Origin of the sequence: Denitraticella aggregata, assembly GCF_048158365.1 — a bacterium.
In the GTDB taxonomy this organism is placed as follows: Bacteria; Pseudomonadota; Gammaproteobacteria; order Burkholderiales; family Rhodocyclaceae; genus Azoarcus_F.
Genome location: NZ_JBLLNL010000022.1, coordinates 1 through 10,738, shown reverse-complemented (window position 1 = coordinate 10,738; position 10,738 = coordinate 1). Strand labels below are relative to the sequence as shown.

At 63.0% G+C, this 10,738-nt stretch carries 14 protein-coding genes; 11 read left to right on the top strand and 3 right to left on the bottom strand.

Annotated features, from left to right (window positions below; genetic code table 11):
- Positions 1–121 precede the first annotated feature (121 nt).
- Both ACKVEX_RS16215 and ACKVEX_RS16210 read right to left on the bottom strand, forming a co-directional pair.
- On the bottom strand, positions 122–904 hold the full coding sequence (locus ACKVEX_RS16215; RefSeq protein ID WP_473216781.1) for a flagellar brake protein: 783 nt from the start codon (positions 902–904) through the stop codon (positions 122–124).
- Positions 905–1,035: 131 nt separating this feature from the next.
- Complete coding sequence (locus ACKVEX_RS16210; RefSeq protein ID WP_473216780.1) at positions 1,036–1,584, bottom strand: rhodanese-like domain-containing protein; 549 nt, start codon at positions 1,582–1,584, stop codon at positions 1,036–1,038.
- A 293-nt stretch (positions 1,585–1,877) separates the two neighbouring features.
- Between ACKVEX_RS16210 and ACKVEX_RS16205 the strand changes: the two genes are divergently transcribed.
- From ACKVEX_RS16205 to ACKVEX_RS16160, 10 genes are all read left to right on the top strand, one after another.
- Entirely contained in the window at positions 1,878–2,219 is a 342-nt protein-coding gene (locus tag ACKVEX_RS16205) for an HVO_A0114 family putative DNA-binding protein (protein ID WP_473216779.1), read from the top strand.
- Between the two features lie 9 nt (positions 2,220–2,228).
- Complete coding sequence (locus tag ACKVEX_RS16200) at positions 2,229–2,954, top strand: DUF6498-containing protein (RefSeq protein ID WP_473216778.1); 726 nt, start codon at positions 2,229–2,231, stop codon at positions 2,952–2,954.
- 118 nt (positions 2,955–3,072) lie between these two features.
- Positions 3,073–3,354: a type II toxin-antitoxin system ParD family antitoxin gene (locus ACKVEX_RS16195; protein ID WP_473216777.1), complete on the top strand. Its 282-nt coding sequence runs from the start codon at positions 3,073–3,075 to the stop codon at positions 3,352–3,354.
- The gene (locus ACKVEX_RS16190) at positions 3,351–3,692 is read left to right on the top strand and encodes a type II toxin-antitoxin system RelE/ParE family toxin (RefSeq protein WP_473216776.1); all 342 of its coding nucleotides are present in this window, start codon (positions 3,351–3,353) and stop codon (positions 3,690–3,692) included. Before ACKVEX_RS16195 ends, ACKVEX_RS16190 begins: the two co-directional genes overlap by 4 nt.
- Positions 3,693–3,871: 179 nt before the next feature.
- A complete protein-coding gene (locus ACKVEX_RS16185; protein WP_473216775.1) occupies positions 3,872–7,738 on the top strand; it encodes a DUF3427 domain-containing protein in 3,867 nt (1,288 codons plus the stop codon).
- Positions 7,739–7,874: 136 nt separating this feature from the next.
- The gene (locus ACKVEX_RS16180; protein WP_473216774.1) at positions 7,875–8,075 is read left to right on the top strand and encodes a hypothetical protein; all 201 of its coding nucleotides are present in this window, start codon (positions 7,875–7,877) and stop codon (positions 8,073–8,075) included.
- A 216-nt stretch (positions 8,076–8,291) separates the two neighbouring features.
- Positions 8,292–8,951, top strand: a complete 660-nt coding sequence (locus ACKVEX_RS16175) for a type II toxin-antitoxin system RelE/ParE family toxin (protein ID WP_473216773.1) — start codon at positions 8,292–8,294, stop codon at positions 8,949–8,951.
- 11 nt (positions 8,952–8,962) lie between these two features.
- The gene (locus ACKVEX_RS16170; protein ID WP_473216772.1) at positions 8,963–9,250 is read left to right on the top strand and encodes a HigA family addiction module antitoxin; all 288 of its coding nucleotides are present in this window, start codon (positions 8,963–8,965) and stop codon (positions 9,248–9,250) included.
- Between the two features lie 231 nt (positions 9,251–9,481).
- Positions 9,482–9,754 (top strand): type II toxin-antitoxin system Phd/YefM family antitoxin, encoded by a 273-nt coding sequence (locus ACKVEX_RS16165; protein WP_473216771.1) that lies wholly within the window; start codon positions 9,482–9,484, stop codon positions 9,752–9,754.
- Positions 9,751–10,140 (top strand): type II toxin-antitoxin system VapC family toxin, encoded by a 390-nt coding sequence (locus tag ACKVEX_RS16160; RefSeq protein ID WP_473216770.1) that lies wholly within the window; start codon positions 9,751–9,753, stop codon positions 10,138–10,140. The genes ACKVEX_RS16165 and ACKVEX_RS16160 overlap by 4 nt, the downstream gene beginning before the upstream one ends.
- Before the next feature lie 85 nt (positions 10,141–10,225).
- On the opposite strand, the gene ACKVEX_RS16155 is transcribed toward ACKVEX_RS16160, so the two are convergent.
- On the bottom strand, positions 10,226–10,474 hold the full coding sequence (locus tag ACKVEX_RS16155; protein WP_473216769.1) for a FitA-like ribbon-helix-helix domain-containing protein: 249 nt from the start codon (positions 10,472–10,474) through the stop codon (positions 10,226–10,228).
- 138 nt (positions 10,475–10,612) lie between these two features.
- Here ACKVEX_RS16155 and tnpA point away from each other — a divergent pair.
- Positions 10,613–10,738 (top strand): IS66 family insertion sequence element accessory protein TnpA (tnpA, locus tag ACKVEX_RS16150; protein WP_473216782.1); only part of this gene is annotated, 126 nt, incomplete at its 3' end.

Here is a 10,738-nt window from a genome sequence, read left to right as displayed (position 1 = left end):
CTGCAGACGGAGTTTGGAGAGATCGAAAGTCGGCGGCTGGCGCCGCCGCGGGGGGTGTTTTGCTCGCTTGACACCGGCCGGCTAATGGGTGTCCCCGATTCTTCGATTCTTCGATTCTTTGTTACACCATGCTGCTCGGATTCTCGATGATCTGCTGATAGACAAAGCTGGTGATGATCATCCGGTCGTTCGGCTGCAGGTTGCGGAACTCGACGCCGTGGCGCAGCAGGGGGGCGGCGTCGCCTTGCGTATCGTCGTGCGGCACCGCGCTCAGGATCTTCGCCTCCACCTCCAGGGCCGAATCGACGTCGTGGAGCTTCACCTGGAAGCGCAGCCGCACGGTGTCACCCGGACTGCCGAGCGGCTCGCGTGCAGTGACGAGCGCGCCGGTGGCACTGATGTTGTCGATCGTTGCGGGGCCGCACGGTGATCCGGCCGTGCCGGCTTCAACCGCGAACCCGCCCCGCACACGTGTGGACTTGCGTATCACCGTGCCCTGCACCTGTCGTGGAAAGGACAGGTGCAGGTAGTCGAACGGGCGCCTGCACACCCGCAGGATGGCGCAGCTGAACGCGAATGCGCTCTGGCGCGAAAACGCGCGGACGATGAGATTCTCGTTCTCGAGCAGATCGAGACGCATGCCGTTGCGCCACGGCGCAGTGACGATCAGGCTGACGTTGTCGACGTAACCGACGACCTTGACGAAGGCACGCTCGGACTGCATCGGCGCCGGACACTGGATCTGCAGCCGGTGGCCGACGCCCAGCTTCATGTCTGCGAAGGTAAAGATCTTCGGGGGTTCGGCTGCGGACTTCTCGCCAGCGTCACCAGGCAGAGCGGTCTCACCCGGGGACGGCGCGGCCACGTCCTCTCCGTTCGGGTTGGTGTCCTTGTTGGTCATCATGGCTCACAATGTCGGCATGGCGTGAGCCGGGATTCTGCCACGGCGCCCGATGAACTGCCCGACATGTAGAAATCGGAGACAGCACACGATTAATCAGTCGTTAATCGTGGTCCCCGATTTCTGTTTTTTGCTCAGCGATTGTCGGTGCGGTGGATCTTTTCGGGGTTCATCTTCGCGCTCCACGGCAGGCCGCTGTTCTGCCAGCCGTTCTGCAGGCGGAAACCGGCCTGCGGGCCTTCCTTGATGGCCCCGCCCTGAAAACCGTTGATGACGAAGCGCGCATTCGGAAAACCATGTTGGCGCAGCAGCGCTGCGCTGGGTTCGCCCCGCTCGCTACCCGAACGACACATGGTGATGATCTCGGCGTCATCACCCAGGCCGCGCTTGTCCAGTTCGGCCTGGATATCACCCAGAAAGTCAGGATTGAGATACGTCCTGAAAATGCCGCGCTCCGCGTTCCATTGACTGCGATCGACCAGCACGTAAGGAATGTTGACATGCACCGCGTCGGAAAACCCGACAAACATGATCTCGACCGGATCACGCACATCGACCAGCAGCACGTTCTGCTCGGCCTGCTGAATCTTCTGATACGTTTCTTCGGCAGAGATGCCCAGATCGGAGGCATGCACGGCAAAGTGCATGGCAGCAATCGTAACGGCAGCAAGCAGACGCTTCATGGCAAACTCCTCGTGTGGTCGATGGATGACAGTCGAAGCAGTAGCTTATCATGAATAAGCATATTCCTATATATCAATAAATAGTTCAGCGCCTGACCCCAACACCGCCTACCCGCCGGGCAATCACCCTGAACGCTGGTCCCAGGCCCTACCCGACGCGCTGGCGTTCGTGGCCGTGCGAGCGCCCTTCGCCTAATGTTGGACTAATTGCCAACGCGCACTTGCATTGTTATCTTTTCCAACATGAGTGCGAAAGAGCTCGGATTTCATGTCCGATGTAGCGAGGTGGATGAATGACAACAGTAACGCTTGATGTGCGATCGCTTGCCGATACACTCGACGACGTCGCGACGGCGATGGAAACACTCACCCCTACCGGTCCGCGACTCAGCTTCGCGAGTCCCGAACTGCTTTGGAAGACGATGACCGCCAAACGCTGGCAGATCATCAAGGCCATGACCGGGGCCGGACCGCTGGCCATTCGCGAAATCGCACGGCGCGTCGACCGTGACGTGAAAGCCGTGCATACCGACGTGCATGCCTTACTCGATGCAGGTCTGATCGACCGCGACAATCGTGGCTTCGTGTTTCCTTACGACGCTGTGCATGTCGACTTCATGCTTCAGGCGGCCTGACCCCGTAACGTGGCGTTGAAGGGGATCCAGGCCCTGCCCGACGCGCTCGCGTTCGCCGCCGGGCTGGCGATGGCGTGGTGGCTGGGGTGGAGCATCGCCGACCTGGTGTGGACGCTGTGGCTGGCGAGCCTCGTGGTCGGCTACGCGACGATCATGTGGACGATCTTTCGTCCGGTCACGCTGGCGTGGCGGCATCGCGACGAAGTGCGTGCGAGCTTCGACTCCCACCCAGGGCTGTCGACCATGGGCGTGCTGATCGTGCTGCTGAGCGGGCTATTCATGCTCGCGTTCTTCACCGTGCACTTCGGCGGCTTCCACTTCGTGCATTCGGTCTTTCTGAACGGGTTCTTCCCGGTCTATGGCGAGTCCTCGGCGACCGGCGACATCCCCGACCTAGCGCTGTATATCGAGGTCTTCCGCCGCTATGGATGGTTCATCCCGCTCGCATTCGCGGCCGAGCGCGCCGCCTTCGCGATGCCGGTCAGGCAGGTCGAACAGGAAACCACCACCCCGATCACGCTCGACCGGAGCACGCTGCGCAAGGCCGCGCGGAAAAAGTCCGGCAACGATGCCTTCCTCGCGCCCTACCGCAACGTGATCCGCATGCACCTGCTGATCTTCTTCTTCGCCGCCGCAAGCGCCGCCAACCTGGACCACTTCGCGGTATATGCGGTGGTCTATGCGGTGTATTTCTTTCCGTGGCGAATGGTGGTCGGGCAGGCGGGCAAGGCCTGATCGGCAGTCCCGCCGCCGTTGCGTCGCGCACATCCAAAGATCACGAATCAGCGCTGTGGCTTGCGTTCTTCGATCACCATTGGCAGGATATGCCAACAACCCTTTTTCGGAGACAGCCATGCCGACCCGTAACGTGGTGTTAACCGAGATCCAGGCACAGTTCGTCGAGCAGATGGTAGCTTCCGGCCAATACCAGAACGCCAGCGAAGTGCTACGCGAAGGGTTGCGCCTCGTGCAAGCCCGTGAGGCTGATCGAGCCACTAGACTGGCTGCATTACGCGAGGCTGTGGCTATCGGCGTTGCCGATGTCGAAGCGGGGCGATACACCGATTTCGACACCACGCAAGCTCTGGATGCCCACTTGGTCGCGCTGGCCGACAAGGCGATCAACACTGCATGAAGCAGCGCTGGCGCATTCGTCTGGCGCACGCTGCCGAGCGTGATTTCGTCGATATCCTGCAGTGGACGACCGAACACTTCAGCCCGCGACAGGCGCGGGTCTATGAGACAACCCTGCGCAATGCGTTGACAGCACTTGTGCACGGCCCGGGCGCGCCCGGCGTTCGTGCACGTCCGGATCTGGGAGTGGGCGTCATCTGCCTGCACGTTGCGCGCAAAAGACGCAAAGGGCGCCATTTCATCGTCTTTCGTGCCCACGACGACAAGAACCTCATCGAGGTGCTTCGCATCCTGCACGACAGCATGGACCTGGCGCGGCATATCGATACCGCGGACTAAGTCGCGGTAGCGGTAGCGGTAGCGGTCGAAGCCGAATTCTCCAGACCCTGCATAATCAACGCATGAACATCGGCGCGACGTCGTCGCGCCCCACAGCCCTTCCAACCTGGTAGCCTGTCGGTCGCCATCGCCGAACATGTGGATCGCATTCGGCCAATCGACGGAATCCGCCAGCTTCGATGTCCCGCACGCTTGCCTATTACGATCGTCATGCCGCCCGATTCGTCGAGGAGACCATCGGCGTGGACATATCCGAACTGCATGCGCGCTTCCTGCGGCATGTGCCGGCGGGCGGGCTGATCCTCGACGCCGGCTGCGGGTCCGGTCGCGACAGTCGGGCCTTCGTCGCGCGGGGCTACCGGATCGTCGCGTTCGACGCGTCGGCGGAGATCGCGCAGCGGGCGAGCGAGGTGCTCGGACAGGGCGTCGCGGTGCGCAGCTTCGCCGATGTTTCGGAGCTGTGCAGTTACGACGGCATCTGGGCCTGCGCGAGCCTGCTGCACCTGCCGGCCGACGACCTGCCCCATGCATTCGAGCGCCTGTGGCGCGCGCTGAAGCCGGGTGGGGCGCTGTACGTGAGCTTCAAGCACGGCGACGACGAGCGCACGGACGACGAACGCCATTTCACCGACGCGACCGAATCCCGCCTGCGGGCCTGGATCGCCGGACTCGATGACATCGAGTCGTCCGAATGCTGGGTCACGCCGGACCAGCGCCCGGAACGCAGCGAATCGTGGCTGAACGCCATCCTCCGGCGACGCCCCGCGCCGACCAGTCGCCTGATCACCGGAGACGCCGAGCACCCGTTCCTGCCGCAACTCTGCCATGCGATCGCCCGTGCCGACGAGATCGATCTGGCGGTGTCTTTCGTCAAGACCACCGGCCTCCGACTGCTGCTGCCGGATCTCCACGACGCGCTCGGTCAGAGCGAAGTCCGGTCGCGACCGCCCGCGCGCCTGCGCGTGCTCACCAGCGACTATCTCGACATCACCGACCCCGAAGCCCTGCGGCTGCTGATGTTGCTGCAGGAGCAAGGCGCCCATGTGCGGGTGTTCGAGTCCGCCGGACGCAGCTTCCACATGAAGGCCTACCTGTTCGCGCACTTCGCTGAGCAACGCGATGTGCACGGCACCGCCTTCATCGGCTCGAGCAACATCAGCCGCCAGGCGCTCACCGACGGGCTGGAATGGAACTATCGCATCGACTATCCGGGCGACGACGGCTTCATCGAGGCGCGCGCCCGCTTCGAGGAACTGTTCCGCGATGCGCGCACCGTCGCGCTCGGCGACGCGTGGATAGACCGCTACGACGCACGGCGCGTGCCGCCATCGCGCGCGATCGCGCCGGGCAGCGAAGAATCCGAACCGCCCCCCATCCCCACGCCAATTCAGGTGGACGCCCTCGAAGCACTGGCCGCGACACGCCGCGAAGCCTATCGCCGGGGCCTGGTCGTGCTCGCCACCGGGCTGGGCAAGACCTGGCTCGCCGCCTTCGATGCGGAGCAGCTCGGCGCGCGTCGGGTGCTGTTCGTCGCCCATCGCGAGGAGATCCTGAACCAGGCGGCCGAAACCTTCGTCCGCATCCGTCCGCGCGCGCGGGTCGGCTTCTACATGGGCCAAATCCGCGACACCCAGGTCGACGTGTTGTGCGCGTCGGTGCAGACGCTCGGTCGCGGCACGCATCTGAAGCGCTTCTCGCCGCAGCATTTCGATTACATCGTCATCGACGAATTCCACCATGCGGCCGCACCCACCTACCGCCGGCTTCTCGCCCATTTCGTGCCGCAGTTCCTGCTGGGCCTGACCGCCACGCCCGATCGCACCGACCAGTCGGACATCCTGTCGCTGTGCGACGACAACCTGGTGTTCACCCGTAACCTGTTCGCCGGCATCGAGGCCGGCCTGCTCGCACCGTTCCACTACTACGGCATCTGGGACGAGTCGGTCGATTACCGGGAGATCCCGTGGCGCAACGGCCGCTTCGAACCCGAGCAGCTGTCGAACAAACTCGCCACCCTCGCCCGCGCGCGCCATGCGCTGCGCCACTGGCGCGACCGCGCGCAGCAACGCACGCTGGCGTTCTGCGTCTCGATCCGGCACGCGAAGTTCATGGCCGCCCAGTTCGCGCACGAGGGGATCGCGGCCGCAGCGGTCTACGCCGGCTCGGCGCTCGCCCGCTGCGAGGCACTGGAGCGCCTGGCCGACGGCCGATTGCAGGTGATCTTCTCGGTCGACCTGTTCAACGAAGGGGTCGACCTGCCGGCGATCGACACGGTGCTGATGCTGCGCCCCACCGAATCGAAGATCCTGTTCCTGCAGCAACTCGGGCGCGGTCTGCGCAGGGCCGAAGGAAAAGAAAAGCTGGTCGTGCTCGACTTCATCGGCAACCACCACAGCTTTCTGCACAAACCGCAGGCGCTCGCCCAGGTCGGGGCGAGCTACAAACACCTCGCCGAGTTCGCGCGCAAGGTCGAGACGCGCCGACTCGAACTGCCCGCCGGCTGCTTCATCAACTACGAGCTCGAACTGATCGATTTCCTGAAGTCGCTCGACACCGACGGCATCGCCAAAGAATATCAGGCGCTGAAGGACGGCCTCGGTCGTCGTCCGACGCTCGCCGAGTTCTACCGCTGCGGCGCGAACCTCGGGCGGATGCGCAAGGAGTACAGCAGCTGGTTCGGGCTGGTCGGCGCGATGAACGATCTCGACCAGGACGAGGCCATCGTCGCCACCGCGCACCGCGACTTTCTGCGCGAGGTCGAGACCACCGCGATGACGAAGAGCTTCAAGATGGTGCTGCTCGAGGCCTTCCAGGAACTCGACGGCTGGGCCTCGGCTCCGTCCATGGAGGCGCTGGCCGAGCGTTCATGGCAGGTGCTGCAACGCCGCCGCCCGCTGCTCGCCGACCTGCCCGAAGCCCAGTTCGACGCGTCCGACGGCAGGAGCAAAGTCTGGGCACGCTACTGGCGCGACAACCCGGTGAACGCCTGGATCGGCGGCAATCAGCCGGCCGCCGCGCGCAAGTTCTTCCGCATCGCCGGGCAGCGTTTCGAACCGGGCTTCGACGTTGAACCAGCGCATCGCGAACGCTTCGCCGCGATGGTGCAGGAACTGGTCGACTTTCGCCTCGCCGCCTACGAGGTCCGTCGCGCCGCCGCCACGCCGCCGGACAACGTCGTGCCGTTCAAGCGCGCCACGCCGGACCGCACCGAACTCCCGTATTTTCCGAACCTGTGCATCGCCTGCGGCCACTTCCGCACCGCGCGCGCCGACGCCGAAGAGCACCGCAGCCTCGGCCCCGGCCACGGACGCCTCGACCCCGCGCGCCATTTCATCGCCCGCGCCTCGGGCAACTCGATGAACGGCGGCAAGCACCCGATCCGCGATGGCGACTACCTGCTGATGGAACTCGTCAGCCCCGCCAACGCGGGCTCGATCACCGGCACCACCATGGCCATCGAGCGCCAGGACCAGACCGGCGACGACCAATACCTGCTGCGTGTCGTCACCAAGCACCGCGACGGCAGCTACGTCCTCGTCGCGAACAATCCGGACTACGAGGACATCCACGTCACCCCAGAACTCGCCGACGAACTGCGCACCGTCGCACGCCTGAAGGCGGTCATCGACCCGCTGGAACTCGCGGTCGGCGAATCCTTCATGCGCGAAGACATCCCGCCCCTGTTCGGCGAAAACTTCAACCCCGGCAACTGGAACAGCGGCCACGTGGCACTGCCCGCGCGCAAGGCCCAGGTGCTACTCGTCACCCTCAACAAACAAGGCAAGGCCGAAGACCACCGCTACCTCGACCACTGGATAGACGATCACACCTTCCATTGGCAAAGCCAGAACTCGACGACACCCGAGAGCAAGCGGGGTCGGGAGATCATCGAGCACGAGAAGCGGGGGATCTCACTGCACCTGTTCGTGCGCGAATCGAAGCTCGCGGGCGGGAAGGCGGCGCCGTTCGTGTATTACGGGCCGGTTCGGTATCGCAGTCATTCGGGCAGTGGGCCGATGAGTGTTGTGTTTGAGGTGGGTGGTTAGGCAGTTTGGATCCTGGTGCTCGGCATCCCCTGGTTGAACGCTGTGGAGTTTCCCCTCAACACATCGACACCGAGTGAATCGCCCCGGGTTTCCTAGACACCTTTTTGTCTCACGATGAGGCGTCACCGAGGAGTCGATGGAAACGAAGAAGCCGCAGGCGCGCTACACGGCAGAGTTCAAGGTCGAGGCGGTCCGGCAGGGACGCATAATGTGGACCATGAGTGCCCAAAGAACCGACAAGCTGAAGAGCGTCTTGAAAGCTGTTCCCGCCGGCTTTGGGGTCGATGCGCGGTGGCCTTCCGTCTTCTGCGGCCAAGAGACCTGTACATGGGTGTGAGGCGAATAATGATGCGATTCCTTTGCGTTGATGCCCACCATTCATGCGATCGATCGCCGGGTGTGCGCTTGCGATGGGTGGTCTCCGCGCTGGTGATGGTATTTGTCATCAGCGGTAGCGTGTTTGCAGATGAAGTCCGGGGGGATGCGGGGAACCAGGGGGACGCGGCATCCGTGGGGGGCGCGCCGCGAGTGGCTGGGGAAGGAAACGGAATCGGTGGATGGCGACATGGGTCGCTGGCGTGTCGATTCGTGGCGGAATGCGCTCGTGCTGCAAGGGGGCAGGGAGATGCCGCTGCAATTCGAGATTGTCGGGCCGGACCGGCTGCGCCTGCTCGATATCATGGGGCAGCCTATCGAGTCCGACCTGCCGTACGAACTGGAAAGCATTGGCCGGATCGAGATGGCGGAGATTCCGGCGTTCTTCCTCGGGCACATGACCTACATGGTGGATTCGCCGCGATTCACCGAGTGCCTGACCGGGCGCAGCTACCCGATCGCCCCGAGCGAGGAGGCGCTGAAGATGCAGCGCGACTACCTGGCGCTCGTCGACAGCCCGGGCGGCAAGCTCCTGATGCATTTCGGGGGTGCCCTGGCCCAGCGTCCCGGGATTGAAGGAGACCAGTTGAAGCCAACCTGGATGGTCGAGCGCTTCATCGCGGCCCGACCGGACGACACATGCCCGCCACCGGTGAGCCAGGCGTCCCTGACCAACACCCACTGGCGGATCACTTCGATGCTGGGTGTCACTGACCTGCACAAGCTGAGCGGTGATCTGATGGATTATTGGTCAGTGAAAGTGAATGGAAACTGGCGGGTGATCTTTCGGTTCGACGCAGGGGAAGCCGAACTCGTCGATTACCTCGACTATCACTGAGGAGATATCCTATGCGCATGCACAACCCGCCCCATCCTGGCGAAATCCTCAAGGAGGATGCTCTTCCCAAACTCGGCCTGACGGTCGGCCAGTTCGCTGCCCACTTGCGCGTGTCGCGTCCTCATCTGTCCAAGATTCTCAATGGGCACGCAAGCATCACGGCCGACATGGATCTGAAGCTTTCCGAAGCCCTTTCCCAGCCTCCGGGACTGTGGATCAGGATGCAGGCGGCCTATGACCTGTGGCAGGCCGAGCAGCGGCCAAGAGAAACGGTGAAGCCGCTTCAATTGGCGGCATGAACAGGCGACGACCATCCCGATTTTCTCCGAAGGGGGAAGGCAGAAACTCGACCAATCCGGCCGCTCGTGTGTCCGTACGTTCGCGGATCATCCATCGAACGGGCAAAAAGTGTGTCAGTTCGAATCGGTATTCACACCCGGCAACAACCCGTTCATGCGATCTCACGCGGCTCGAAAAATGTGTCCAGGTGAGCTAGACTAAGGCTTAGTTCATTCTGGCAGGAACCCGGCATGCAAATCGTCAACATCCATGAAGCCAAGACCCATCTTTCGCGCTTGCTCGAGATGGTCGAGCGCGGCGACGAGGTCGTCATTGCGCGTGCCGGCCAGCCAATTGCCACGCTGAAAGCCTACCGCCCAGCCCGCCGGAGGATTGCTCCACCGGGGAGCATGAAGGGCTGTGACTGGATGATGGCCGAAGATTTCGATGCGCCGATCGATGAACTCTTTACCTGCCTGCAAGAGTCAGACGAGAAAACGGGCGTCCGGGGCGCCGGCCGGTGAAAGTGCTACTCGATACGCATTTTGCGTTCTGGTGGCAGACTGGCGACCCGCGTGTAACGGACGAAGTGCGCAGCCTGGTGGAAGCTGCTGACGAAGCCTTCGTCAGCAGCGTGTCCCTATGGGAACTCACGATAAAGGCCGCCTTGGGCAAGGTCCGTATCGACTTGTCCGCGTTCGCCGAGCAGGTCGAATCAATGGGCTTCACCTGGCTGTCGATCAGGAACGCCCACATCCTCAAGCTCACCAGCTTGCCGGCCTTCGACGACCATCGAGATCCCTTTGATCGCTTGCTGGTTGCCCAGTCGATGACTGAACCGCTCATTCTCCTCACGGTGGACGGCAAGCTTGCCCGTTACGGTGACCTTGTCCGCGTCATGGGGAAATAGGGGTCTCTGCCGAGCAGTGTTTCGGCAGCCTCGGTGAACTGACCCGGCAAGTACAGGTAAGCGAGGACGTTCGAGTCAACAACGATCATGCGCGGCCTTCGCGCTTCAGCGCATCAATGTCACGTGCCAGGAACTCTGTGGGTTTCAGCGCGGCCCTGAGTTCGCGTGCGCGAGTCAGACGCTCCGCGGGTGCTGACTGCGTAGGCATCAGCACTGCTTCAAGGCAGCACACGATTGCTTCACTGTTCATGCTCCGTCGGTGCAGTTCTGCAGCGGTTTTCAGCCGCTCGTAAAGGGAGTCGGGAATGTTCTTCAGGGTCAGAGTTGTGGGCATGTCGATATACCTCCAACGCGGAACCGTTTTGGTTCCTTGGTGTTTGGCCGTCAACCGTAAGCGCTCCATGAACCTCATCCTTACGTAGGCGCCGGCGGGCCGGCATGCTCGGACTTCCATTTTTCAGGGAGCACGGGCATGTCGGAGAAGTCGCAGTTCTGGTTGTCGCATTTATCGGCGATCGAAACCGAAGGGATCACCACGAAGGCGTACGCCGAGCGCGAGGGGCTTTCGGTCAAGGCGTTGTACCAGTGGCGCAAGCGC